This is a genomic window from Sulfuriferula sp., from assembly GCF_054605375.1.
Genome location: NZ_JBTSEG010000001.1, coordinates 219,793 through 244,425, shown reverse-complemented (window position 1 = coordinate 244,425; position 24,633 = coordinate 219,793). Strand labels below are relative to the sequence as shown.

The window sequence follows — 24,633 nt, the reverse complement described above, 5'->3', positions numbered from 1 at the left end:
TATGAAACAGCTACGTCCGGTACTGCTGCTATCTGCATTGTTCGCACTGCCTGCGCAAGCGATCGATTACCGCTCGGTTGACGCGCCGGTGGCGATTTTATATGACGCTCCTTCCCTCATGGCCAAGAAGCTGTTTGTGGTCGGCAATGGTTATCCGGTAGATGTGGTGGTAAGCGTGGATAACTGGTTGAAAGTACGCGATAGCAGTGGTGCGCTGGCATGGATCGAGGCCGATAAAGTGGCCGCTGCCAGCAAGCGCATGCTGGTAGTGACCGCCGCGCAGGCCGATATACGCAGCGCCGCGCAGGATAACGCGCCCCTTGCCGCCCGCGCTGCAAAAGGTGTCATGCTGGAATGGCAGGCAACCCTGCCCGGTGGCTGGGCACGCGTACTGTTGCCCAACAATAGTACCGGCTACGTCAAGCTCGACCAGATGTGGGGCGTATGAATATCGCTATCCTCGGCGCGGGTGCCTGGGGTACCGCGCTGGCGGTGGCGCTTGCTTCCCGTCACGAAGTCACGCTGTGGGCGCGCGATGCCGATCTGGTTGCCGGCATGAAAGCGGCGCGCATCAATTCGCGTTATCTGCCCGATATCACCTTGCCTGAGCGGATTGTCCTCAGCGCCGATCTGCCTGCTGCAGTGGCGCAGGCAGGACTGATTCTGGTGGCAACGCCCAGTGGCGCATTTCGCAGTGTATTGAAACAATTGCCGGGATTGAATCAGCGCGTGCCGGTGATTTGGGTTTGCAAGGGTTTTGAAACCGGCACCATGAAGCTGCCGCATCAGGTAGCGCAGGAAGAACTGCCAGATAATGTGCCGCGCGGCGTGTTATCCGGCCCCAGCTTCGCTCAGGAAGTCGCCACCGGGCTACCGACAGCGCTTACCCTGGCGGCAAGCGATACGTCGGCATTGCGAGAGGCGGCCGCTGCACTGCATGGCGGCCGTTTGCGCGTCTATACCAGCAACGATGTGATCGGCGTTGAACTGGGTGGCGCATTGAAGAATGTCATTGCCATCGCTGCCGGTATTTCCGATGGGTTGCATTTCGGCCATAACGCCCGTGCCGCGCTGATTACCCGTGGTGTGGCCGAAATCAGCCGTCTCGGTTTGGCCTTGGGCGGCCAGATGGAAACCTTTATGGGGCTTACCGGCATGGGCGATCTCATCCTGACCTGTACCGGCGACCTGTCGCGCAACCGCCAGCTTGGCTTGCGACTGGCTGGTGGAGAGAGCCTGGAGGTTATTCTGCGCGCGCTCGGTCACATCGCGGAAGGCGTTACCACCACCCGCGAAGTGGATCGATTGGCGACCTCGCTGGACGTCGACATGCCGATTGCCCGCGCAGTGTGCCAGATACTCTACGAAGGCGTGTCACCGCGTGCCGTGGTGGATGATTTATTGAGTCGTGACCGCAAGGAGGAAAGCCTGTAGAGCGAACCCCGGCCATAGCGGGCCGAGCTTTTGCAGTGCTTGCGGAGCACCGGTTATTGGGCGTGATTCAGCCTTCTGCCAAACCCTGGTGTTTGAGAAAACCGAGCAATATTTTCAGGCGCATCAGGCTGTCGTTCATTTCCAGCAAATCCTGTTTGGCGGAGGGCTTGATCGGCAGAGTCTCGGCCAGCCGGAAGCCGACCCAGGCGGCATCGTCCATTTGCAACGGCGTAAAGTGGGATTCACCCAGTTCTTCGATAATGTGGCGCAGCACATTCTGGCACGCCGAAAATTCGGGCGGCACTGGCTGGGTGGCTTCCTGGGAGATCAGATTCACCTGGGCGCTGACCAGGCCATTGGTGCCGGCTTGGCTGCTTTCGATCAAGAAGCGCTGCTCGCCCTGCGCCGTAATGTGCAATATTCCCAACTGCGGCATATCCCAACTGATGATACGCGCCAGCGTGCCGACATCATGAGGCGTCGCCGGCGCACCGGTTTCTTCGCCGCTCTGAATCAGGCATACACCAAACGGCAATTGATCTTTCATGGAGGCTTTGGCCATGTCCATGTAGCGTTGCTCGAAAATTTTCAGCGGCAGTAGGCTGTCCGGATAGAGCACCGTATTCAGGGTAAAAATTGGGATTTCCAGGGTTTGCACGTGATGTTTCCGATCAAATATCAGGGGTATGTTTTTCTTGAACCAATTCAAGTCATGTCACCTTTCCCGTCCCCCCAGCGCGCCATCAATTGATGCTGGATATGGAGATGGTCGAGAATGCGCGCGACCACAAAATCCACCAGATCCTCAATGCTTTGCGGATGATGGTAGAAGCCGGGGTTGGGCGGCAGGATGATTGCGCCGAGCCGCGCCAGCTTCAACATGTTTTCCAGATGTAATGCGGAATAGGGTGTTTCACGCGGCACCAGGATCAGCTTGCGCTGTTCCTTGATGGCGACGTCTGCAGCGCGCTCGATGAGGTTGTCGGCCAGGCCTTGGGCAATCGCCGCCAGCGTGCCCATGGTGCAAGGACATACCACCATGGCATCCGCCGGATTCGAGCCGGAAGCGACCGGCGCAAACCATTCCTCGCGGCCAAATGCGCGCAGCTGGCCCGGTTGGGCGTGATAGCGCTGACTGAGAAAGGATTCCAGTTCAGCCGTGCGCGCGGGCAGGGCAAGATCCAGTTCCTGTTTGGCAACGATATGCGCGGCGCTGGAAGCCAGCAGATAAACCTGTATGTCCGCCTGCAGCAGACATTCCAGCAGGCGCAGGCCATAAGGCATGCCGGACGCGCCGGTCAGGGCAAGCGTGACGGTACGGGGTGGATTCATGCAGTCTCCCGGGAGATAGTGACCGGCACGGGCGTAGCCAGCAGGTGTGCAGCTACCAGCCCGTTGACCAGTCCAAACACCAATGCGGCCGCTGCAAATACGGGCGTCAGATAGAGCACGCCAGCGGTGGGAATCAGCCAGAAATAAACAATCGCCATTTGCCCGGCAATGTGTGCAAAGGCAGCCAGGACACTCAGGCTGACCGCGCCGAACAAATGCTCAGGCAGGTGCTGCGCCAGCCACAATACTGCCAGACTGGTAATTGCACCGGCTGCACTGAGAAAAAATCCGGGGGTGAGGAAGCTGCCCAACAGCAGGCTGCCGGCGATTACCCGCAAAGCCGAGACCCATGCTGCGGTGCGCATGCCATGCTGTTTCAGTACCAGCAGAGTAACGATATTAGCCAGCCCGGGTTTGACGCCGGGCAGCGGCGAGGGCAGCGCAGCTTCCATCAAGGTCAGGCCGATCGCCAGCGCCGCCATGCGTGCGATGCGGTGATCTTCCGGGCTGGCATTGAGTTTAATAGTTAAGGCTGTCATAGCTTTTTACGCGTCCAGCGATTTCCACGCTGACCTGATTGGGCAGGCAGATGGCCGTTTGGCCGGCGCGGCTCAACCAGCCCTGATGCACACAGAGCTGACGCGGGCCGGGGTCGGACACCACGCGTGCGCGATGGTCGGCGATTTCGACGCGGGTGGTCCCCAGCGGGCCGGGCACATCAATCGTGCGCGGGTGGTTGAGCGAGGTTTCCAGAAATAGCTGACCACCGTGCCTGATGACCAGACGTTGCCCCGGTGCGCCAAACCAGAATGTGAATACCAAGCCCGCAACGAGGACACTACCTGTCGCCAGCACCACCCAGTCGCCGGAGCGCAGCAGGTGATGATATTTCAAGCCAGCTCCCGGTGGCGTACCAAGGTTTGCTGAGTGGTCGAAAAGTGCGCTGCAAGATGTTCCGCAAAATACACTGAACGATGCTGACCTCCGGTACAACCAATGGCAACGGTCAGATAAGCGCGATTGTCGGCAATGTAGCAGGGCAGCCATTTGGCGACATAAGTACGAATGTCGGCAAGCATGTCGGCGACTTCGGCCAGGCCATCAAGAAAGGCGATGACATCGGCATCGCGCCCGGTTTGCGGGCGCAGCTTGGGGTCATAGTGCGGATTGGGCAGGCAGCGCACGTCGAATACCAGGTCGGCATCAAGCGGGATGCCATGCTTGAATCCGAATGAAGTGAACAGCAGCGTGAAGCTGGCGTTTTCCAGCGCGATAATATCCTTGATCCAGGCACGCAGGCTGTTGGTGGACAGGTCGCTGGTGTCGATGCGCTGGCCGAGTTCGGCAATGTCGCCAAGCAGGTCACGCTCATGCACGATGGCTTCCCGCAATGATCGCGTGTCGCTGCTAAGCGGATGACGGCGCCGTGTTTCGGAAAAACGCCGCACCAGTGTTTCAATCTTGGATTCAAGAAAAATCACACGCAAGTCTACCTGCTTGCGCAATTCGGTGACCAGACCAGGTAGTTCCAGGAAGGATTCGCCGCTACGCGCATCGACGCTGATGCCCGCCTTGTCGTATCCATGTTCGGACAGGAAGCGAATGGTTTCCGGCAGCAGATTGGCCGGCAGATTGTCGATGCAATAATAACCCGCGTCTTCCAGTACATTGAGTGCAATGCTCTTGCCGGAACCGGACAGGCCGCTGATCAGTACCAAATGCATCATGGGTTGTTGTCCATGAAATGTTGCTGGCGGGTGAGAAACTGTTCGGCACTGTTAATGCCGCGCATGCGCAGAATATGATTGCGTGCAGCAACTTCCACCAGGACTGCAAGGTTGCGTCCGGCGGCCACCGGGATTCGCACCTTGGGGACAGTGACACCAAGAATGACTTCGCTCGACGCGTGCATGTCGAGTCTCGAAACGCTTTCACTCCCCTCTTCTTCAGGGGCTTTCAGATGCACAATGAGTTTGAGGTTTTTTTGCAGCTTGACAGCGGTGTCGCCGAACAGGGTGCGAATGTTGAGGATACCCAGGCCGCGCACTTCCAGAAAATCCTGTAACAAGGGTGGGCAATGGGTTTCCAGTGTTTCCGGTGCCACTTTATACATGTCCACCATGTCATCAGCGATCAGGCGGTGGCCGCGTGTGATCAGTTCCAGCGCCAACTCGCTTTTACCGACGGCCGCATCACCGGTAATCATGACGCCGATGCCGATGACTTCGAGCATGACGCCATGCACGCTGGTGGATTCGGCCAATACCTGGGTGAGGTAGTGGGACAGTACCGGCATAAGATGGGGACTGGGCTGCGGCGACGTAAACAAAGGTGTTTGAGTGGCTTTGGACGTGGCCAGCAAATCCGGGGGCACCGGTTCGCCGTTGGATACAATGATGGCAGCCAGTTCGGTGGAAAACAGGCTGCGAATGGCCTGGGCCAGCCCTTCCGTATTGAGTCCTCGCAGATAGTCCATTTCCGCGCACCCCAATACCTGCACGCGATTTGGATGAACAAAATTGAGATGGCCGACCAGCGCCAGTGAGGGTTTCTGCACGGTGTCGCCAGCCAGTTGGCGGTCACCACCCTGTTTGCCGGACAGCCAGTGGAGTTCCAGGGTCTGGCGCATTGCCTCATACATCCGGCTGACCGGAATCGAGGCGATCATCAGGCGCTCCAGGCTGCGATCAGGGCATGCACGGATGCCGCATCGGGAGCCGTCATAAGGGCTTCACGCAACAGCTTGTCACTGAACATTTGCGCCAGTTCGCCGAGGATTTGCAGATGTTGGTCGGTGGCTTGCGCAGGCACCAGCAGGGTAAACAGGATGGTGACCGGCAAGTCGTCCGGCGCATCAAATTCAACTGGCGTACGCATGCGCAATAGCGCGCCGCTGGCCTGTTTGAGGCCCTTGATACGGCCATGCGGAATGGCGATGCCATGACCGAGCGCGGTTGATCCCAGTTTTTCGCGCGCCAGCAAGCTGTCGAAAACCGTGCCATGCGAGAGCGCAATACTGTCTTCGAACAGCTCTGCCACCTGCTCGAACAGCCGCTTTTTGCTGCTGACCTCCACATCCAGCAGGATATGCGTGGGTGGCAGCAGCGCGAGAATCAGATTCATGTTGTCCGGTTATTCGGGTATGTCGGAAGCTTGATGTTTGACGGCACCTTGCGCCTGATGGACATCGCCGTATTTTTCCTTGTGCTTGACTACCTGGCGGTCGAGTTTGTCGGTGAGGCCGTCAATTGCCGCGTACATATCGGCATCTTCTGCCTGCACGAAAATATCCTTGCCGCGCAGGTGGACGTTGGCCTCCACAATGTGTTTGAGCTTTTCCACCGTCATGATGACATTGATGTCGATGACATGGTCGAAGTGACGTTTGACTTTTTCCATTTTGGAGATGACATAGCTGCGAATGGCAGGGGTGATTTCCAGATGATGGCCGGTAATGGTGAGGTTCATGTTGCTCCTTTCGGGCGGTTAAAGCGACTTGCGCTGACTGGCGGGCGATATTTGCAGGGATTCCCGGTATTTGGCGATGGTGCGGCGTGCCACCACGATGCCTTGCTGGCCGAGCATCTCGGCTATCTGCCCGTCGGATAGGGGTTTCTTGCTGTTTTCTGCGGCGACGAGTTGCTTGATCAGTGCGCGGATGGCGGTGGCAGAGCAGGCACCCCCGGTCTCGGTACTGACATGACTGCCGAAAAAGTATTTAAGTTCATAAATGCCACGTGGCGTCATCATGAATTTTTGCGTGGTAACGCGCGAAATGGTGGATTCATGCAGTTCCACGACCTCGGCGATCTCGCGCAGCACCAGCGGGCGCATGGCCACTTCGCCGTGTTCGAAGAAATGGCGCTGGCGGTCAATAATGCTTTGCGATACTCTAAGTATCGTATCGAAACGTTGCATGACGTTCTTGATCAGCCATTTGGCTTCCTGCATCTGGCTGGCCAGATGCTGGTGGCTGCTATCGCGGTTACGCGACAGAATGTCTGCGTACATGCGGTTGATGCGCAGCTTCGGCATGGCATCGGGATTGAGGCTTGCCACCCATAGGCCTTTGACTTTTTTGACGATGACATCCGGCACGATGTAACGTGTATCGGATTCCCCAAAGCTGGCGCCGGGTTTGGGATTAAGGCCGGTAATCAGATCGCGGGCGGAGCGCAGTTCATCGTCATCGCAGTGCAGCTTGCGTTTCAAGCCGCTGTAATCGCGCGAAGCCAGTTCGTTCAAATGAATGCTGGTGATGGTTAATGCGCAATCGCGATGCGGTGTATTTTCCGGCAGCGCCAGTAACTGCAGCGTCAGGCATTCCGACAGGTTGCGTGCGCCAACGCCGGTGGGTTCCAGGTTTTGTAAATGTTTTAGTGCAATTTGCAGATCGTCGAGCTCGACTTCCAGTTCCGTCGGTAACATCTCGAGAACATCCTGCAGGCTTTGAGTCAGATAGCCGCCCTCGTCCAATGCGTCGATCAGCAGCAGTACCAGCCGTTTGTCACGTTCCAGCAGCGGCGTGAGATTAAGCTGCCAGGCCAGATGCTCGCGCAGCGAAATAGTTTCGCTGGAGGGTTGCTGATAGTCGCGGTCTTCGTCGTCATCATCGGGCGCGCCATAATTGCCTTCGCTTTCCCAATCCATATCGGACAGTTCGCGCGTTTCCGGTTCCGGAGAGCTGTCGGCAACGCTGCTGGTTTCGGTGGGGGATTCGCTGCGTGATTCTTGATCATTGCCGTTGATACGAGGGGGTTCTGCATCTGCATCATCCAGATGGTCCACACGCTCCAGTAACGGGTTGTCCTGGAGCATTTGCTCCAGTTCCTGGTTCAGTTCAAGCGTGGACAATTGCAATAGCCGGATAGACTGCTGCAGTTGAGGCGTCAACGTGAGGTGCTGTGATAGCTTGAGTTGTAAACTGTGTTTCATGTTTGGGTATCAGGTCCCAAGCCCGCTGCGTACGATAAGACTATCTACGGAATAGTTGCTGTTTACTTGAGGAAAGAGGAAATCACAGGCGGAAATGCTCGCCCAGATAAACCTTTCTTACATTTTCATTGTAAATGATTTCATCGGGCTTGCCAGCAGCCATCACGGTCCCTTCGTTGATAATGTAGGCACGGTCGCAGATACCCAGCGTTTCGCGCACGTTGTGATCGGTGATCAGCACGCCGATATCGCGTTCGGTCAGGAAACGGATCAGTTTCTGGATATCCAGCACGGCAATCGGATCAATCCCCGCGAAAGGCTCATCGAGCAGGATGAAGCGCGGATTCATCGCCAGGGCACGGGCGATTTCCACGCGCCGCCGTTCTCCGCCGGACAAGCTGATGGCGGGTGCATCACGCAGATGGCCAACGTGCAGGTCTTCGAGCAGATTGTCGAGGTGAATGTCGATTTCGGTGCCGGAATAATCCTTGAGTTCAAGAATGGCACGGATGTTTTCTGCCACGGTGAGCTTGCGGAAAATGGAGGCTTCCTGCGGCAGATAGCTTAATCCCAGTGCTGCGCGACGGTGGATAGGCATGATTCCCAGATTGTTGCCATCCAGGCTGATATGCCCGGCATCCAGCCGCACCAGGCCGACGATCATGTAAAAACAGGTGGTCTTGCCGGCGCCATTGGGGCCGAGCAGGCCGACAACTTCACCGCTGCGCACTTCCAGTGATACATCCTTGACGACCATGCGCGATTGATAGCTCTTTCTGAGGTGTTCTGCCTTGAGTTCGCTCATGGGTTTTTCTGTATGCCCTTAGTCGGTTGGGATGGCAGCGGGGCTGTGGTAGCAGGTTCGGCCTGGCCCGGTTTGGCAGGTTTCGGCTGGATGATGGCGCTTACCCTGCCTTTGCGTCCGGACGGTGCGCCCGCGCTGTCCGTGCCGCTCTTGACCTCGAAAAATTCGGTATTGGCATTGTAGGAAATGTAGCTGCCGCGCAACTCGTCTGCACCGCGCTTGAGATGAGCGTTGTCATACAGCTGCAGCGTCCCGGGTTTGCCGTCGTATTGCATGCGATCGGCAAAGCCCTGGATATATTCATCCGTACCATCGCGTTTCTGGCGAAAGGTGACCGGGTTGCCATAGGCGGTCGCGCTGTTGAAGCCTTCCGCATCCTGATGCACGACGATTTTGTCGGCGTGCAGAACCATGGTGCCTTGCACCAATACGACATTACCCAGATATACGCTGACTTTGCGCAGATCGTCCACGGTGACGCTATCCGCTTCGATATTGACGGGTTTGCTGCGGTCGGCTTTTTCAGCCAGGACGGGCGCGCTTGTCAGTAACAGGGTAAAGAGCAGCGACGCAGCTGCGAACAAGAATTTAATGAATGGGTTCATAGTGAGCTTTGACATGATGAGTAAGTAGCAATTCACGGGTCTGGCTATTCAATTGCAGGGCGCCAGCGTGAATGTCGATTTTTTTCCCCTGCACCCGGACAGGACGATCGGTAAGCATCAGGTGCTGCTTCGGAATGGCCTTGAGGTACTGCGTCGTCAAGGTCAGCGGGCCTTGCGCATCATGCAGATCGCGCACCAGCACCACATTGCCGGTAAAGATGATGATGTCGCCTTTGCTGGACACGGACCCATGCGCTGATTTGATATTCACGGCGCCGTTTTGCTTGTCGAAGGCGGTAAAGTCGGGTAATTCAAGTTGTGTCGTGTCATTGTCGAGAAAATGTTCGGCCTTGCGTGCAATGAGCGTATTTTCCGGCTGGCCGGAGACGTCCGTGCGTGTGGCATGGAAATTCTCCACGATATAGTCGGCAATATGTTTGCGATTGTACGTGCCTCCGTTATGAGGTGCTTGCACAGCATATTGCAGCCACAGTGAGAGACCTGCAAGCGTGACAAGCAGGCCAATAGGGAACCAGAACGCGGCACGGTAATTCATTCCAGATAATGCGCAATGACTTGTGCGTAAGTGTCTTGCGCCTGCATGATAAATTCGCAGGCTTCGCGCACCGCGCCGCAACCGCCACCCAGCGTTGTCGTGAAGTGCGCGTGCTGTTTGACCACGGCAGGCGCTGCCGGCACCGAGATGGCCAGGCCGCAGCGGATCAGCACCGGCAGATCGATGACATCATCACCCATATAGGCGGTTTGTGCTGCCGACAGGCCCAATTTCTCCAGCAGATGCAGGTAGGCCTCCAGTTTGTTGTCCACGCCCTGGTAAACATGAGCGATGCCCAGGTTGTGCGCACGGTGGGTCACCACTTGCGAACTGCGCCCGGTGATGATGGCAGTATCCACCCCGGTGCTTTTGAGCATTTTCAGGCCGTGGCCGTCCAGCGCATTGAAAGCCTTGTATTCATGCCCCTCATCGTCAAGAAAAAGGCTGCCATCGGTCATTACGCCGTCTACGTCGAAGATGACCAGCTTGATTGCCTGAGCGCGCTGGTGTGCGATATCCATTGTGTGTTTTTGCATCAGACGACCCCTGCGCGCAACAGGTCCAGCATGTTGAGCGCGCCGACCAGCCGGTTATCCTCGTCCACCACCAGCATGCCGTTGATGTTGTGGCTCTGCATTTTTTCCACAGCGGCGATCGCCAGCGCATCGGCACCGATACTGCGCGGATTGGCAGACATTACCTGATGGATGGGGGTGATGCGGATGTCGATGGATTTTTCCAGCACGCGGCGCAGATCGCCGTCGGTCAGGATACCGATCAACCGGCCGTGGTCATCTTCCACAGCGGTCATGCCCAGTCCCTTGTGGGTCATTTCCAGCAGTGCCTCGGGCAGCAAGGCGTTGGCCCTCACGTGAGGCAGCGCGTCACCCGCGTGCATCACATCGCGCACATGCACCAGTAATTTGCGTCCCAGCGAACCGCCTGGATGGGTACGTGCAAAGTCGTCGGCGCTGAATCCGCGCGCTTCCAGCAAAGCGACTGCCAGTGCGTCGCCCAGCGCCAAAGCGGCGGTAGTGCTGGCCGTCGGGGCGAGGTTGAGCGGGCAGGCCTCCTGTGCCACGCTGGCGTCGAGGTGCACATCGGCTTCGCGCGCCAGGGTGGAATTGGGATTGCCGGTCATGGAAATCAGACGCGCGCCGCGCCGCTTGATCAGCGGGACGATGGCCGTGAGTTCGGCGCTTTCGCCGGAATTGGACAAGGCAATGCACACATCCTCAGCGGTAATCATGCCCAGATCACCATGGCTGGCTTCGCCCGGATGTACAAAAAACGCCGGGGTGCCCGTACTGGCCAGCGTAGCGGCAATTTTATTGCCGACGTGGCCGGACTTGCCCATGCCGCTGACCACCACACGTCCCTTGCACGCCAGGATCAGCGTCATGGCAGCGGTAAAGCTGCCGTCCAGGCGGTTGCTCAGGGCCTCAACGGCGTCGGCCTCAATGTTGAGAACGCGGCGCGCCAGCATCAAGGCAGCGTCATGGTCAAATGCGGGTGGAGAGGTATCGGGCATGGTGGTTATCATATTTCGGGCTGTGTTTCGGATACTGGTGGAGTATACAAGACGCCCCGGCTATTGCGGTAGTTGCGCGTAGCCCCTAATCTTGAGGCTATATGCATACTACCCTGGGTTTTGTCCTCATTCTTCTGGCGGCCGCCGTGATTGTTTCGGCGTTGTTTCGCGCATTGCGTTTACCTTCCATGCTCGGCTATCTGCTGGTCGGCATCCTGGTGAGTCCGCATGCTTTTGGCTGGATCCCCGATAGCGAGAACACGCGCCATCTGGCCGAATTCGGCGTGGTATTCATGATGTTCAGCATTGGTCTGGAGTTCAGTTTACCCAAACTGAAAGCCATCCAGACGACGGTATTCGGATTTGGCGGTGCCCAGGTCATTGTCTCAATCCTGCTGGTGATGGGTGTGGCGTGGAGCGTCGGGTTGCCCTGGGCGGCAGGCTTGGCGCTGGGCGGGGCATTGGCGATGTCGTCCACGGCCATCGTCAGCAAGATGCTGGCGGAGCGGCTGGAGCTGCAATCCCAGCATGGCCGTCAGATGATTGCCGTGCTGCTGTTCCAGGATTTGGCCGTGGTGCCATTGCTGATTTTGACTCCCACTTTGGCGGCAGGCAGCGAAAATCTGTGGGTGGATTTGGGCTGGGCGAGTGCCAAGGCGGCGGCGGTATTGTTCGTGCTGCTGTTCGTCGGGCAAAAATTGATGCGCCCGTGGTTCAGCATGGTGGCCGGTCACAAATCTTCCGAGCTGTTCATGCTCAACGTGCTGCTCATCACCCTCGGGCTGGCCTATCTCACCGACCAGGCCGGATTGTCGCTGGCGCTGGGCGCTTTTCTGGCCGGCATGCTGATTTCCGAGACCGAGTTCCGCTACCAGGTGGAAGACGACATCAAGCCGTTCCGCGATGTGCTGCTCGGGCTGTTTTTCGTCACCATCGGCATGTTGCTCGATCTGCATGTGGTATGGACATATATGGGATGGGTGGTGCTGGTGCTGGCCGCGTTGGTACTGTTCAAGGCGGCGCTGGTTTGGGTGCTGGGACGCCTGTTTGGCAACGACTCGCCAGTGGCCATGCGCACCGCGCTGGGTCTCGCGCAAGGGGGCGAATTCGGATTTGTGTTGCTGGCGCAAGCGGGGAGTCTGCATCTGATTCAGGGCGCCGCACTGCAAATCGTGCTGGCCGCTGTGGTGCTGTCGATGATGATCGCGCCGATAGTCATTCAGTATACGGATGCGATTACCCGGCGGCTGTGTGGCGGCGAGTGGGCAGGGCGTGCCCGGGAACTGCACGCAATCGCGGTGAAAAGCTTTGCAGCCAACGCGCACCTGATTATTTGCGGTTATGGCCGCAGCGGGCAAAATCTGGCACGTTTGCTGGAGTCCGAAGCCATTCCTTTCATTGCGCTGGATGTCGATACCACGCTGGTCAAAGCGGCAGCAGCAGCGGGGGAGAATGTGGTATTCGGTGATGCATCACGGCGCGAAGTGCTCAAGGCCGTCGGGTTGAATCGAGCGCGGGCGATGGTGATCACCTTCGCCAGCCTGCCCGCCGCCATGAAAATACTGGCGGTGGTGCAGGAACTCCGCCCCGACTTGCCGGTGATCGTGCGTACTGTGGATGACACCGATCTGAGCACGCTGAAACAGGCGGGAGCGGCAGAAGTGGTGCCGGAGGTGCTGGAAGGTTCGCTGATGCTGGCTTCCCATGCCCTGCTGTTGCTTGGCGTGCCGCTTACCCGCGTACTGAAAAAATTGCGCGGTGTACGTGAGCAGCGCTATGGCTTGCTGCGCGGCTTTTTCCGTGGTGCGACCGACGAAGAGATCGAGTTGTCGGACACGGCCCAGCCGCGCCTTTTATCGGTCCTGATCACCGGACAGGCGGCGGCAGCAGCGGGCAAAACACTGGCTGAAACTGGCGTGTTGGAACTGGGCATAGAAGTCATTGCCATACGCCGCCGCAATATTCGGGGACTCGATCCTGAGCCGGAAACGCAGGTACTGGCCGGGGATGTGCTGGTGTTGCGCGGGATACCTGAGAATCTGGCGGCGGCGGAGATACGGTTGTTGCAGGGATGACCAAGTAAATCTGGAAAAGCATTTAGCCACGGGGAACATGGAGGAATGTGTCGGAGGGCTACAATTTATGCGCACTTCTACGAGGGGCTGCAATAAAAAAAGCCCGCTAAAGCGGGCTTGAGTCACGCCGGAGTTTTGTTAGATACCCATGCAGACGGTATATGAAGTGGCGTCATCCAGCGCACCGGACACCAAAGTTGGCGCGCTAAGCGTGGATGGCCTTCCGGCAGTATTGTATGCCCTCATTGATCCAGAGACAGGATCACCGTTGTCCATCTGGATATCCAGTTGCTTGGCATATTTTCCCAAGATGCCAGCAGAGCAAATGATGTAAGTACCAGATATTCTAGTGGCTGCGGCCGCCGGATCAGGGTTATCGACACCACCGTTAGTAATGCCGATCACTCCTCCCACAGAATTGGTTGGCAAATAATCAGTGGCATTCGTTACTCCCGCAGCTAAGCCAGCAAGACGAACATGTTGCCAAAACAACTGGGTTTCATCGGTTGCGGCTGTGGAATCCCATTTACCATCAATTACACCATTGCCTGTTTTACCGGATGATGAAACAGTTCCACCCACATGACTGGCCGCATTCGCATCATCCCCTGGCAGCGCCCTGAATTTGTCCTGATAGCCATAGATGTACACCGGGATGTTCCTGAAGTCGGTGGCGAGGTTCTTCACCCTGGCGCTGTTGATCAACTCTTGCCCTTTCAACACCCCCCCCAGAAGAAGGCCGATAATCACCAGCACAATGGCGATTTCGATCAGGGTGAAGCCATTTTGTTTTTGCATGTTTTTCATTGGTATATATCCCGGCTATATGAATGGGTGGTAATTTTCCCGCAAGAATCACGCCATATTTCGGTTGTTATTATGTTTTTAACTGGCTGTTTTTAAGGAGAATTTATTTGTATTTTTAAGAGTGGCACCGTATGGATGGGTGCGATTGCCGAGTTCTCGACAGGGATGGCGAAAAATTGTCAAAAATCTAACGTATCCTGCCCATTCCCCAGTCCGGTAGGGCGCAATAACCGAAGGGCATTACGCCGCATGTCTCACCCCGCGATACTGCCGGCATGCCTGATTATCGTCGCGCCTGGCATCCGGGCGGCACCTATTTTTTCACCGTCAATCTGCTGCAACGGCACGCTAATGACTTGCTAACCCAGCATGTCGATGTGCTGCGCGAAGTGGTGCGTTCGGTACGAAAACGTCATCCGTTCCGGATTCACGGCTGGGTGGTGTTGCCCGATCACTTGCATTGCGTGATTGAACTGCCGCCGCAGGATGCGGATTTCGCGATGCGGTGGCGCTTGATCAAGATGGGGTTTTCCAAAGCGCTTCCCCGCACCGAGAGACTATCGAAAGTGCGCGCCGCACGCGGTGAGCGGGGTATCTGGCAGCGGCGTTATTGGGAACACCTGATCCGGGACGAGGCGGACTTTCGGGCACACATGGATTATGTGCATATCAATCCGCTGAAACACGGCCTGGTCAAACGCGTGGCGGATTGGCCTTACTCGACGTTTCACCGGTTGGTGGCGGAAGATGTTTATCCGCGAGACTGGGCGGGTGGGAATGAATGGGGCGTGGGTTATGTGGATTGACTCATGCGGCGCAATGCCCTTCGGTTATTGCGCCCTACGCGCTCATCAAACTCGGTTTCACCGAAGTCCGCCAATGCGGATCATACAAACAATTCCGCGATTCCGCAGGCTACTGCACAACGGTTCCGTTTCATCAAGGTCGAGACATTTCCCCAATCCTGCTCCGTCAAATCGCCAAAGACATCGGGCTCGCGCTTGATGAGTTTCTCAAGCACAGATAGCTCACCCTACGGCCATGCAAGATTCGCTTGCAGCTTCCTTCCGGCGGCCGGTTACCGCTACGTTGGGGGTTTAATCACCCGGGCGTAGAATATCGCCTTGAGCAAAAACGCCGGAAGCAAGATCATGAATTTCACTATCGTGCACGAACAGGAAGATGACGGACGCTGGCTGGCTGAGGTGCCCGAGCTGCCAGGCGTCCTGGCTTATGGTGCTAACGCTCAGGAAGCCATGTCCAGGGCCGAGGCGCTCGCACTTCGCGTTATCGCCGAGCGTCTTGAGCATGGCGAAAGCCGGGTGATCGCAATTAATATTTCCATCCCTGTTGCCGCATGAGCCAATGGTCATCGGTCAAAGCAAGGCGAGTTCTCTCTGCCCCGGCTCGGCTGGGAAATCAAACGCCAGTCCGGTTCTCACAGAACGCTCAGCAGTCCCGGATTCCCCGACTATGTGTTTGCCTTTCACGATGGTGAAGAGAGAGATTGGCCCCGGGATGTTGGCTCGCATCGCAAAGCATACCGGGCTATCTCCCCGCGACTTATAGCCTCAACCCGGTTAATTTGAACAATGGAACAACGGAATTCATGCAATCGTGTATGGTGTCCCTAAATTGAGCGAACAATCCGCAAAGCCCATGTCGACACGTTTCCGCCTCGCCACTCAGCTGCCCGACATCCATCCCAACCTCTGGCTTGGGTTGATGTTGCTGATGCTGCATTTTTCTGTGGTGTTCGGTAACGACGCCTACTGGACCCGCCCTTTTTTGCTTGCGCATTACGGTTTGTTCCTGCTTTGGCAACCCCTGGTCGGCGGGGATAAGAAGCTGGATCCGCGTATTGCCGCGCTGATTTTTGCTGCGGCGATGCTGCTGGTGTTCTGGAGCTGGTGGGTACTGGCGTTGTGGGTGGCGGTATTGATCGGCCTGGTGGGTTCCAATGCCACCAGCGTTGAGTCGCGCCCCCAGCGCCTGGTTTATCTGCTGGCGCTGGCCTACCTGCTCGCCCTGTTGCTGGCCTGGGTCATGCCGCACGTATTCAGCACCAATCAGTTGCACTCGGCAGTGGCGGTTGTCGTGCGTTACGGGCTGATTCCGTTGCCGCTGGCGATCATGCTGATTCGCCCCGGTGCGCGACAGGTGCAACAGATCAGCGTGGTGGATTTATTCTACGGCTTGATGCTGTTCCTGATGGTGCTGGTGTTGGTGCTGGGCAGCTTTGCGGTGGTTGCGGTGACGCAAACCGATTATCTGATCGCGCTGGCCGAGATGCTGATTGCAATGGCCATGCTGCTGGTGGTGCTGAGCTGGCTGTGGAATCCGCGCGCCGGGTTTGGCGGGCTGAGCCAGTTGCTATCACGATACCTGTTATCGGTCGGGCTGCCGTTCGAACAATGGATACAGCACCTCGCGCGGCAGGCAGAATATCAGCACGACCCCGAGGCATTTATCCGCGCTGCGGTGGCCAGTCTCGACGATCTGCCCTGGCTGGCAGGGGGAAGCTGGGCCACTGCCAGGAGCAGCAGCAATTTTGGTACGCAGACAGCGCATGTGCTCAACTTCACTTACCACGGACTGGAACTCCGCTGGTACACCCAGCGGCCGATTTCGCCCGCGTTGCAAATTCATGCCAGTCTGCTGTCGCAGTTGCTCGGTTATTTCTATCAGGCCAAATTGCGCGAGCAGAAATTGCAGCACAACGCCTACACACAGGCGATTTATGAGACCGGCGCGCGCCTCACGCATGATGTCAAGAATCTGCTGCAATCCATGAAGACGCTGGTGGCTGCCGCCCAGAACAGCGATCCGGAGCAAGCGGAAGCATTGCAGGCATTGATGCAACGCCAGCTACCGCAAATGACCCAGCGCCTGCAAGGCACCCTGGACAAACTCAAAGCCCCGCAACAGAGCGCCGACAGCATGATCGAAGCATCTCTGTGGTGGGAGCGCGTGCTACAGCACTACGCGCGCGACAGCATTGAATTTTCCATGCAGCCTGCTGCGCAAGGGAGCTCTCTGCCACAGGATTTATTCGACAGCGTACTCGACAATTTGCTGGGAAATGCCTTGCGCAAGCGTCAGGAAGATAAGTCGGTCGGTATCAGTGTGCGGCTGGAGTGCACGGAGCGGGTCACCCTGAGCGTATGCGATACCGGGGCGGCGGCGTCCGAAACAGTGGCGGCTCATCTGTTCGATGCCCCGGTAGGTTCGGCGCATGGTTTGGGGATCGGCCTGTATCAGGCAGGTAAGCAGGCAGCGCAACTTGGTTACAAGCTGCGGCTGGCGAGTAATCGTGACGGTGCAGTCTGCTTTGCGTTGAGCAATCAGCCGCAGTGAAACCTAGCCCGGTAGGGCGCAATAACCGAAGGGCATTGCGCCGAATGCCTCACCCCGCGATACTGCCGACATGCCTGATTATCGTCGCGCCTGGTATCCGGGCGGCACTTATTTCTTCACCGTCAATCTGCTGCAACGGCACGGCAATGACTTGCTGACCCAGCATGTCGATGTGCTGCGCGAAGTGGTGCGTTCGGTACGAAAACGTCACCCGTTCCTGATTCACGGCTGGGTGGTGTTGCCCGATCACTTGCATTGCGTGATTGAACTGCCGCCGCAGGATGCGGATTTCGCGACGCGGTGGCGCTTGATCAAGATGGGGTTTTCCAAGGCGCTTCCCCGTACCGAGAGATTATCGAAGGTGCGCGCCGTACGCGGTGAGCGGGGCATCTGGCAGCGGCGCTATTGGGAACACCTGATCCGGGACGAGGCGGACTTTCGAGCGCACATGGACTATGTGCATATCAATCCGCTGAAACATGGTTTGGTCAAACGCGTGACGAATTGGCCTTATTCGACGTTTCACCGGTTGGTGGTGGAAGGCGTTTACCCGCAGGATTGGGCGGGTGGAGATGAGGATGGCGTGGGATATGTTGATTGACTCATGCGGGACGCCGATTGACATACGGCGCAATGCCCCTCGGTTATTGCGCCCTACGCGTTACGAGAAGCTCAAGCAGCCTCAAGCTCGACATGCACATGGCAGCCGAGTGCGGTAGCGATGTTCACCAGCGCATCGAGCGAGAAACGCGAAATACGGCCGCGCAGCAAATCGCTGATGCGCGGCTGAGTCACACCGCAGCGTTTCGCCGCCTCAACCTGCGTCCAGCCGTTTTCTTCAATGAGCGCGGTGATCTTGTCCATCAGTTCGGAGCGAACCCGCAAGTTCGCCGCTTCCTCGGGCGTATCGGCAATCGCATCCCACACGCTGGCGTAGCTTTCGGTCTTGGGCTTGCTCATTTGTCACCTCTCATCAGTTGGGCGAAGCGCACCTTCGCGGTGTCGATATCTCGTTTCGATGTGGCTTGCGTCTTCTTTTGAAAAGCATGAAGAACGTATACCGCATCGGTCAGACGCGCCGTATAAATTACCCGGAACGTGCCTGCGTCATCCCATATTCGTATTTCTTCGACCCCTTTGCCAATTGACGGCATAGCCTTGAAGTCGTCGGGTTGCTTGCCGCGCTGTACCTTGTCCAATTGACGCCCTGCATCCTGCCTGGCGTCGCCCGGGAAATCGCGCAGACTTTTAAGTGAGTCACCGAGGAATTGCACGGGTTTCATGAGGTAATTATATCTGTTTGGATATGTTGCGCAATGGCTGCGTGGTGAAGCCTACATTCAGCCCGGTAGGGCGCAATAACCAACGGGCATTGCGCCACATGTTTTTCAGGTGCGCATGGATTATGTGCATATCAATCCGCTGAAACACGGTCTGGTCAAACGTGTGGGGGATTGGCCTTGCTCGACGTTTCACCGGCTGGTGGCGGAAGGCGTTTATCCGCAGATATGCGGCGCAATGCCCGTTGGTTATTGCGCCCTACGCGCTACGCGCTGGGCAATCCGCCGCAGTAAAACCTATGGCAACTTGCCGGCAGCGACCATGCGGTTGTATAGGATATTGGGAGAAATCCAGACGACCATGTCATCGAACTCGCCGCCGACTGTTGTGGCTGTGCCAGCTGGCGCTGGGGTGTGGCTGAAGTAGCTGAGAGAGCCGGAGGTTATATTCTGTTTTTCATCCAGATTGCTGGCCGGCACGCTGCTTTGGGCAATGTAATCCGCACTCATTGCGCCGTAGCCATTTTTGCCCAGTGACAACACCACTGCCGGAATATTTGAACTGATCGCGGGTGTTGACCCGTCGGCGTTGTGAGTTTTAATGGTGATAGAGCCTGTTGTTTGCAGTGTAAATGTAGTGGTAAATTTAGTATCGACGGCATATCGGATCAGATTTCCCCAGGCATCATGATTATTGACACCTAACGTGTCCCAAGGGATATAACCCGTTGCGATGACGTTGGTCGTGCAGTTGTTGATTGCTTTGCCGTTTGGATTTCCGGTGATTGCGTCTTTATCAGAAGGGCAGGGCAACACACCGTTAGCCAACGTATAGCCGATTAATGCTTCCTTGATTTCATCCAGCGTGCGCTGGGTTTCTGCACGTTGACGCTGTTCGATCTGGGCACCGAGTGGCGCCAGCGCGCTACCAACTACCAGCGTGATAATAATCAGCACGATGGCCATTTCGATCAGAGTAAAGCCCTTGTTATGATTTTTTAACAAGGATTGAACAGAGTCATCAAAATTGTTTAAGCCGTATAGGGCTAACATTGTTTTGGGCTCCTTGTCATGTCGGTGGAGCCTGTTGTCGTATTCCAGGTAAAAGTAAACAGGCTTAAACAGTTGTCAAAACTGATCGTGGCAGAGTCTACGGGTGGCGGTGTGTAAGTGTAGTGCGTAATACCACTCCAATTCTTTGTATACCAGTTTGGGTAGGATGATGTGTCAAATGCCGATGTTGCTGGAAATGGATGAGGTAAGCGTCGGCGTATCTCGCCTGCAACACGATCAGCCAGCCTGTTGGCAAGTTCGGATGACGTGACATAAAGCAGCCGGTCATTAAATTGATTCACGTTGTTATTGGTCGCTGGCGCTGAAATAAAATCCAAATCGCTGTCCCAGTTTTTATATGTAATGCCATTTACCGTGTAGCTATCCAGGAAGTTTTGAGCTGTGGGTGTGGCGCCAGAACGATTTTGAGTTGCCAGTGCAGCGCCCGGAGCCATGATGATGAACGCCACCTGATTTGATAAGATGTTTCCATTCTGGTCATGCACAGTGAGCCATGTGTTCGGGGTGGGTGGCGGCGTTGCCAAGGTTGAGGTGTTAATCGTTAGGAAGTTGCCACCTGCCCGTTTCACTAGATTCTGTGACACTGCATACCAGACACGTTCACCTGTAGCATCACGTGGATCTGTTTCGAATGCCGGGATGGATGCCCCGCAGCCATCTTCAACCAAAATTGGAAATTTCCCCAAAAGTTGGCTGCTGTTGAAATTGTTTGTAACACAGTCGCCATTGCCATCGTAATGTCCAGGGTCATCCTTTCGATCAGGATAGGGAAGCCCTCCGGGCGTATCCTGATTTGCCAGTGCGAACCCTAGTATCGCCGTCTTCGCTTCTGCCAACGCTGCCGCTGTTGTCTTATTCTGCTGGTTCTGAATTCCCGAACTCGACAGCATGCTGACGAACACGGTCGCAGCGAGGATGCCCAGCGCAATCACCAGCAGGATCAGCAACGCGCCGCGTTGATGACTGGGTAGGGATGGCGGGGCGCGACGCATGGTTAGTGCTCGCCGGCGGACGGCGCGGATGAATCGCTGCGTGGTGCGTCAAAGGGTGTGTCAGCATCATCCGGTTGGGGCAGGGTGCGTTGCAGCTTGCGCGCGGGCATTGAGGGCGTGGCAGCAGGGGCTGCGGGCGCCGGGCGCTCATAGGATTCGAGTACGCGGCCATATTGCGTATTGAATTCCTGGCCCGGTTTGAGCGCCGGTGTGGCGGGGAGTTTAAGCTTGCCCGGTGTGGCGGGTGTCTGTTGCAGGCGCCGTGGCTGGCCGTTGATCCATAGCGTGGTGCGGCCGTCGCTGCGTCTTATGTAACCGTTGTAAACGGTATCCTGCGGGCCTGGGACGGTATCTGCAGCGGGGAGCGTGGCATGATTGCGCGCGGCTTCCATTTCTGCGCGTTGAGCTGGCGTGTAAAACAGGCGTCCAGACAGGCTGGCAGCGTATGCCGGACAGATCATGCTAAATAGCAGCAGGCTGAGCAGTGCGTATTTCATGGCACGCTCCCGCTATCCCCGGCCGGGTTCAATGTGTACCAGACAAAGCGGCATTGTGTTTGCAATTGCGCTTCGGGCGGGCTGGGGAATTGAATGCTGTCGCGCTTCAGTTCACAGTCACGTACACCGAAAATGCCATTGGGTTGGTCAGCCAGCATGCCGATCAGTTGCGCGAGATCATTCGCGTCGAATAACCGCCCGCTGAAACTGACGCTTGCCTCATGTAATGCCATCCTGCCTACATCAACCGGCTCAACCCCGCTATAGGGCTGCTGCGGGTCGATGCTGAATTTCATCTCGCGGATGGCAAGACGACGCCCGCCATCGACCAGTGCATCACGCCACGCCAGCCGCTGATCCGGGCCGATAAAACCGCGCTGCTGCAGGGTGTGATAGGCCGCCAGATATTGTTGCACCAGATCTTTCTCGTTGCCGGTCTGGGATAATTTATGCCGGGCTTCATTGAGTGCTATTTGCAAATGCCCCAGACGTTGGTGGGCACCCTCCTGTGCCTGTAGTGCGAAGCGTACCAGCAGCAAACCCAGCACGATGGCTGTCAACAAAGTGAATAATGCCAGGCGGGCAGCCTTGAGATTTTCCAGCCGGTTTTTCATCGCGCGGCCTTCATCAGTATTTTGAGCTTGAAGCGGGCGCCAGGTGCTTTGGCGCTATTGAGCCGGGTTTCATTCAGCGTGGCGGCCGGATCGGTATTGATCGGCAATGCCAGCGTCTGCACGTCCGTGACAGCCGGCTCGCTGCGCAAGGCCGCAATAAAATGATCAATGCGCCCCAATGCCGATTTATAGTCGCCCTGGAAGGAGGAAACCTCGCCTTCAAAATAGATGGCGCGTGACACAGGCCCTGTATTTTTCCCCGGGATGGAAAGGGTGGCTGTGGCAGTGTCGGCACTGTCATGATCGATCCAGTGCAAACGCAGTACCGCGATGTCAGGGGAGGCTTCCAGGGCTTGGCTGATACGGTTGAAATCGTTCATGGGCTGTGGTGCGCCATACAATGCACGGGCAGTCTCGACAACGCGTTGCAGGTTATGCGGTGAGGTGGGTGTGCGCGGCAGCGCCTGCTGCACCGCGCGATACAGCCCGGCTTGCTGCAGAATGCGGTCCTGAGTGGCGAGACGCTGCTGTTCAAGGTCATGCTGGCGCATGAAAAGATAGCCGCTGACAACGAGTGCCGTAAGCAGCACGACAAATGCCCCGGTGTAGAGGTTGTGCCGTAACAGCAGCTGCGCGTAGCCGCGCGTGTAAGCCGGCGGGGCCAGATTGACTGCGGCACGGCCGCGCCCCAGCATTGCCAGATAACTTGTATCGGCGTTATGTTGCAACAGCGCTTCATCCACGCCGGCCAACTTTGCCAATGCGGCTGAACCAACTGCCTGGCAGACGAGATTCTTGTTGTCGGTATTGATTTCACGGCATAACGCCGCGTAATGATTATCCGGGTCGAGTACATAGACCGCCAGCTGCGCATCGCGCGGCATCAACCGCTGGCTGTTGAGATAAAGATCGGTTTTGTTGATTTCGCTGGCGATGTCGGGTGCATGACCATCCGCCATGCTTTCCGGCGCGGTGAGCCGTGAAAAGCGCAGGTTGCCACGCTCGAAGTAAGACAGGCGCAAGCCGCCGCTATGCCCGGATACGATCATGACAAGCGGTTCGGCAGGATTCAGGCGTTGCAATAAAACATGGGTGACAGCGGGCACCACAGTGAGTTCCGCCAGGTGCGCGCCATGCTGGTGCAGCAGATCCAGCCATGAGCGTGCGGCATCGTGATTGTTCAGGCTGATGAACAGGTAGCGATCATCGCGGCGGTCACTGTTCTCCCGGCCCTGTGGCCAGGCTGCGCTAAACAGCGCATTGCGGGAGACCTGGCGCAGGCGGCGTTCCAGCATTTCACGACGCGCGCTGCCGATGACATGGGGCAGGGTTTCCAGACGATAGTCTTCGTCCACGCTATCCACCATGACCGACACAGGGCTGCCTTTATACATTTGCAGCGTGGCTGCAAAGGCGCGCCGACCGCTGTCGTCGGCATTGAATTGCCCTAGCAGGCGCAGTTTTCCGGCACGACGACTCGCTACCGTAATGCTCCATGCGCACACATAAACCAGCAGTTGCGAGGTGAATATCATAGCTTGAAGTTACCGATCACATCGTACATGGGCAGCAGCACCGACCCTACAATGATCGCCATGACCAGACCGAGGATCACGGTTAATGCCGGTTCCAGTATTTTCAGGGATTTTTCTATGGAGTCGGAAACCTCGCGGGTATAAAAATAACTGACGTTTTCCAGTGCCGTATCCAGCGCACCCGTTGTTTCGCCGACGCGCAGCATGCGGATTACCAGCGGCGGGAATACGCTGAGGCTCTGAAAACTTTCCGTCAACCCCTCACCATTTCCGATACGCGCCGAGGCGCGGCGGATCGCATCGGCGATGACGCGATTTGCGGCGATATCCTCGCCGGCACGCAAGGCATCGAGAATGGTAATGCCGGAACGGTACATCAGCGCGAAGAAATTACTGAAGCGTGCCAGCGCGATTTTTTGCAGGATGGGGCCAATGACGGGCAGGCGCAGTTTGACATCGTCAGCGATGAACCGGGCACGCTCGCTGGCACGCAGGGTGACGACCAGCACAGTGCCGATCGCCGCGGGCAGGATCAGGAATAGCGGCCACCAGGCACGCATGGCTTCGGAAATCCAGAGCAGGACGCGGGTCTGGATGGGCAGAGGGACACCCATGTTCTTGATCAGTCCCGCAATCTGCGGCACCAGAAACAACAACAGCAGAATGATGATAATGCCCACCATGCTCAGTACGATGGCGGGATAAATCAGCAGGCGCTTGGTTTGCGCCGCGAGTTCATCCTGGCGCTTGAGGCTGCTGCCGAGGTTTTCAAATACTTCGCGCATCAGGCCGGTTTGCTCGCCAGCCTTGACCAGGTTGACGATAACCGTATCGAATACCGCCGGGTGTGCAGCCAGCGCCTGCGACATCATCTTGCCGCCTTCCATATCTTCCAGCAGCGCGGTGAGAATGTCGCGGAATCGCGGGTTATCCATACTGTCGCGCAAGTCGCGCACGCCATCCAGGATGGGAATGCCGGCGCGGCTGATCTGTTCGAGATGGAAGCAGAAGGTGATCAGATCGCGCCGGCTGGCAGCGCCTCTGGCAAAGCTGCTGGCCCGGCTATCCATCTGGCGCAAGGTGACCAGATCCAGGCCCATGCGGCGCAAGCGCAATTCCAGATCGACTTCGTTGGCCGCAGACAGGCTGCCGCGGCTGCTGCGGCCTGTCTGGTCAATAGCGCGGTAACTGAAATAGGGCATGG

31 protein-coding genes are annotated in these 24,633 nt (G+C 57.0%); 8 read left to right on the top strand and 23 right to left on the bottom strand.

The genetic code is table 11. The annotated features are described in order from the left end of the window. The first annotated feature begins 1 nt into the window (after nt 1). Nucleotides 2-448, top strand: a complete 447-nt coding sequence (locus ACYCZJ_RS01280; RefSeq protein WP_461552407.1) for an SH3 domain-containing protein — start codon at nt 2-4, stop codon at nt 446-448. Next, nucleotides 445-1,434, top strand: coding sequence for an NAD(P)H-dependent glycerol-3-phosphate dehydrogenase (locus ACYCZJ_RS01275; RefSeq protein ID WP_461552406.1), 990 nt, complete (start codon nt 445-447; stop codon nt 1,432-1,434). Before ACYCZJ_RS01280 ends, ACYCZJ_RS01275 begins: the two co-directional genes overlap by 4 nt. Before the next feature lie 67 nt (nt 1,435-1,501). Here ACYCZJ_RS01275 and ACYCZJ_RS01270 read toward each other — a convergent pair whose 3' ends face one another. From ACYCZJ_RS01270 to ACYCZJ_RS01205, 14 genes are all read right to left on the bottom strand, one after another. Beyond that, nucleotides 1,502-2,092: an LON peptidase substrate-binding domain-containing protein gene (locus ACYCZJ_RS01270; protein ID WP_461552405.1), complete on the bottom strand. Its 591-nt coding sequence runs from the start codon at nt 2,090-2,092 to the stop codon at nt 1,502-1,504. Nucleotides 2,093-2,139: 47 nt separating this feature from the next. Continuing rightward, nucleotides 2,140-2,766, bottom strand: coding sequence for a flavin prenyltransferase UbiX (locus tag ACYCZJ_RS01265; protein ID WP_461552404.1), 627 nt, complete (start codon nt 2,764-2,766; stop codon nt 2,140-2,142). Beyond that, on the bottom strand, nt 2,763-3,305 hold the full coding sequence (locus tag ACYCZJ_RS01260) for a Gx transporter family protein (protein WP_461552403.1): 543 nt from the start codon (nt 3,303-3,305) through the stop codon (nt 2,763-2,765). The genes ACYCZJ_RS01265 and ACYCZJ_RS01260 overlap by 4 nt, the downstream gene beginning before the upstream one ends. Beyond that, nucleotides 3,286-3,660, bottom strand: coding sequence for a NusG domain II-containing protein (locus ACYCZJ_RS01255; RefSeq protein ID WP_461552402.1), 375 nt, complete (start codon nt 3,658-3,660; stop codon nt 3,286-3,288). The genes ACYCZJ_RS01260 and ACYCZJ_RS01255 overlap by 20 nt, the downstream gene beginning before the upstream one ends. Next, complete coding sequence (gene rapZ / locus ACYCZJ_RS01250) at nt 3,657-4,490, bottom strand: RNase adapter RapZ (RefSeq protein WP_461552473.1); 834 nt, start codon at nt 4,488-4,490, stop codon at nt 3,657-3,659. The genes ACYCZJ_RS01255 and rapZ overlap by 4 nt, the downstream gene beginning before the upstream one ends. After that, nucleotides 4,490-5,431, bottom strand: coding sequence for an HPr(Ser) kinase/phosphatase (gene hprK / locus ACYCZJ_RS01245; RefSeq protein ID WP_461552472.1), 942 nt, complete (start codon nt 5,429-5,431; stop codon nt 4,490-4,492). The genes rapZ and hprK overlap by 1 nt, the downstream gene beginning before the upstream one ends. 2 nt (nt 5,432-5,433) lie before the next feature. Continuing rightward, a complete protein-coding gene (gene ptsN, locus ACYCZJ_RS01240) occupies nt 5,434-5,889 on the bottom strand; it encodes a PTS IIA-like nitrogen regulatory protein PtsN (protein ID WP_461552401.1) in 456 nt (151 codons plus the stop codon). A gap of 9 nt (nt 5,890-5,898) precedes the next feature. Further along, a complete protein-coding gene (gene hpf / locus ACYCZJ_RS01235; RefSeq protein ID WP_461552400.1) occupies nt 5,899-6,234 on the bottom strand; it encodes a ribosome hibernation-promoting factor, HPF/YfiA family in 336 nt (111 codons plus the stop codon). 18 nt (nt 6,235-6,252) lie between these two features. Then, nucleotides 6,253-7,701 carry an RNA polymerase factor sigma-54 gene (locus tag ACYCZJ_RS01230; RefSeq protein ID WP_461552399.1) on the bottom strand — a complete coding sequence of 483 codons (1,449 nt, stop codon included), beginning with the start codon at nt 7,699-7,701 and terminating at the stop codon, nt 6,253-6,255. Nucleotides 7,702-7,783: 82 nt separating this feature from the next. Then, entirely contained in the window at nt 7,784-8,506 is a 723-nt protein-coding gene (gene lptB, locus ACYCZJ_RS01225) for an LPS export ABC transporter ATP-binding protein (protein WP_461552398.1), read from the bottom strand. After that, nucleotides 8,503-9,126: a lipopolysaccharide transport periplasmic protein LptA gene (gene lptA, locus ACYCZJ_RS01220; protein WP_461552397.1), complete on the bottom strand. Its 624-nt coding sequence runs from the start codon at nt 9,124-9,126 to the stop codon at nt 8,503-8,505. The genes lptB and lptA overlap by 4 nt, the downstream gene beginning before the upstream one ends. Continuing rightward, the gene (gene lptC, locus ACYCZJ_RS01215; protein ID WP_461552396.1) at nt 9,095-9,667 is read right to left on the bottom strand and encodes an LPS export ABC transporter periplasmic protein LptC; all 573 of its coding nucleotides are present in this window, start codon (nt 9,665-9,667) and stop codon (nt 9,095-9,097) included. The genes lptA and lptC overlap by 32 nt, the downstream gene beginning before the upstream one ends. Continuing rightward, a complete protein-coding gene (locus tag ACYCZJ_RS01210; protein WP_461552395.1) occupies nt 9,664-10,203 on the bottom strand; it encodes a KdsC family phosphatase in 540 nt (179 codons plus the stop codon). The genes lptC and ACYCZJ_RS01210 overlap by 4 nt, the downstream gene beginning before the upstream one ends. Then, nucleotides 10,203-11,198 (bottom strand): KpsF/GutQ family sugar-phosphate isomerase, encoded by a 996-nt coding sequence (locus ACYCZJ_RS01205; protein ID WP_461552394.1) that lies wholly within the window; start codon nt 11,196-11,198, stop codon nt 10,203-10,205. Before ACYCZJ_RS01205 ends, ACYCZJ_RS01210 begins: the two co-directional genes overlap by 1 nt. A gap of 101 nt (nt 11,199-11,299) precedes the next feature. Between ACYCZJ_RS01205 and ACYCZJ_RS01200 the strand changes: the two genes are divergently transcribed. After that, nucleotides 11,300-13,273 (top strand): monovalent cation:proton antiporter-2 (CPA2) family protein, encoded by a 1,974-nt coding sequence (locus tag ACYCZJ_RS01200; protein ID WP_461552393.1) that lies wholly within the window; start codon nt 11,300-11,302, stop codon nt 13,271-13,273. 138 nt (nt 13,274-13,411) lie between these two features. Here ACYCZJ_RS01200 and ACYCZJ_RS01195 read toward each other — a convergent pair whose 3' ends face one another. Further along, nucleotides 13,412-14,071, bottom strand: a complete 660-nt coding sequence (locus ACYCZJ_RS01195) for a prepilin-type N-terminal cleavage/methylation domain-containing protein (protein WP_461552471.1) — start codon at nt 14,069-14,071, stop codon at nt 13,412-13,414. Nucleotides 14,072-14,355: 284 nt separating this feature from the next. Between ACYCZJ_RS01195 and ACYCZJ_RS01190 the strand changes: the two genes are divergently transcribed. The 5 genes from ACYCZJ_RS01190 to ACYCZJ_RS01170 all read left to right on the top strand — a co-directional run bounded on the left by ACYCZJ_RS01190 (nt 14,356) and on the right by ACYCZJ_RS01170 (nt 18,038). Next, nucleotides 14,356-14,886, top strand: coding sequence for an REP-associated tyrosine transposase (locus tag ACYCZJ_RS01190; RefSeq protein WP_461552392.1), 531 nt, complete (start codon nt 14,356-14,358; stop codon nt 14,884-14,886). Further along, nucleotides 14,862-15,107 (top strand): type II toxin-antitoxin system HicA family toxin, encoded by a 246-nt coding sequence (locus ACYCZJ_RS01185; RefSeq protein WP_461552391.1) that lies wholly within the window; start codon nt 14,862-14,864, stop codon nt 15,105-15,107. The genes ACYCZJ_RS01190 and ACYCZJ_RS01185 overlap by 25 nt, the downstream gene beginning before the upstream one ends. A gap of 124 nt (nt 15,108-15,231) precedes the next feature. Then, nucleotides 15,232-15,441, top strand: a complete 210-nt coding sequence (locus tag ACYCZJ_RS01180; protein ID WP_461552390.1) for a type II toxin-antitoxin system HicB family antitoxin — start codon at nt 15,232-15,234, stop codon at nt 15,439-15,441. 298 nt (nt 15,442-15,739) lie between these two features. After that, entirely contained in the window at nt 15,740-17,437 is a 1,698-nt protein-coding gene (locus ACYCZJ_RS01175) for a sensor histidine kinase (RefSeq protein ID WP_461552389.1), read from the top strand. Between the two features lie 70 nt (nt 17,438-17,507). Further along, the gene (locus ACYCZJ_RS01170; RefSeq protein WP_461552388.1) at nt 17,508-18,038 is read left to right on the top strand and encodes an REP-associated tyrosine transposase; all 531 of its coding nucleotides are present in this window, start codon (nt 17,508-17,510) and stop codon (nt 18,036-18,038) included. 71 nt (nt 18,039-18,109) lie between these two features. Here ACYCZJ_RS01170 and ACYCZJ_RS01165 read toward each other — a convergent pair whose 3' ends face one another. From ACYCZJ_RS01165 to ACYCZJ_RS01130, 8 genes are all read right to left on the bottom strand, one after another. Then, nucleotides 18,110-18,397, bottom strand: a complete 288-nt coding sequence (locus tag ACYCZJ_RS01165; RefSeq protein ID WP_461552387.1) for a helix-turn-helix domain-containing protein — start codon at nt 18,395-18,397, stop codon at nt 18,110-18,112. Further along, nucleotides 18,394-18,720 carry a type II toxin-antitoxin system RelE/ParE family toxin gene (locus ACYCZJ_RS01160; RefSeq protein WP_461552386.1) on the bottom strand — a complete coding sequence of 109 codons (327 nt, stop codon included), beginning with the start codon at nt 18,718-18,720 and terminating at the stop codon, nt 18,394-18,396. The genes ACYCZJ_RS01165 and ACYCZJ_RS01160 overlap by 4 nt, the downstream gene beginning before the upstream one ends. A 294-nt stretch (nt 18,721-19,014) precedes the next feature. After that, on the bottom strand, nt 19,015-19,770 hold the full coding sequence (locus ACYCZJ_RS01155) for a type II secretion system protein (protein WP_461552385.1): 756 nt from the start codon (nt 19,768-19,770) through the stop codon (nt 19,015-19,017). After that, on the bottom strand, nt 19,764-20,783 hold the full coding sequence (locus tag ACYCZJ_RS01150) for a hypothetical protein (RefSeq protein WP_461552384.1): 1,020 nt from the start codon (nt 20,781-20,783) through the stop codon (nt 19,764-19,766). The genes ACYCZJ_RS01155 and ACYCZJ_RS01150 overlap by 7 nt, the downstream gene beginning before the upstream one ends. Before the next feature lie 2 nt (nt 20,784-20,785). Further along, nucleotides 20,786-21,280 (bottom strand): hypothetical protein, encoded by a 495-nt coding sequence (locus tag ACYCZJ_RS01145; RefSeq protein ID WP_461552383.1) that lies wholly within the window; start codon nt 21,278-21,280, stop codon nt 20,786-20,788. Next, nucleotides 21,277-21,894 carry a hypothetical protein gene (locus ACYCZJ_RS01140; protein ID WP_461552382.1) on the bottom strand — a complete coding sequence of 206 codons (618 nt, stop codon included), beginning with the start codon at nt 21,892-21,894 and terminating at the stop codon, nt 21,277-21,279. Before ACYCZJ_RS01140 ends, ACYCZJ_RS01145 begins: the two co-directional genes overlap by 4 nt. Beyond that, nucleotides 21,891-23,429: a hypothetical protein gene (locus ACYCZJ_RS01135; protein ID WP_461552381.1), complete on the bottom strand. Its 1,539-nt coding sequence runs from the start codon at nt 23,427-23,429 to the stop codon at nt 21,891-21,893. Before ACYCZJ_RS01135 ends, ACYCZJ_RS01140 begins: the two co-directional genes overlap by 4 nt. Continuing rightward, nucleotides 23,426-24,631: a type II secretion system F family protein gene (locus ACYCZJ_RS01130; RefSeq protein WP_461552380.1), complete on the bottom strand. Its 1,206-nt coding sequence runs from the start codon at nt 24,629-24,631 to the stop codon at nt 23,426-23,428. The genes ACYCZJ_RS01135 and ACYCZJ_RS01130 overlap by 4 nt, the downstream gene beginning before the upstream one ends. Between the last annotated feature and the right edge of the window lie 2 nt (nt 24,632-24,633).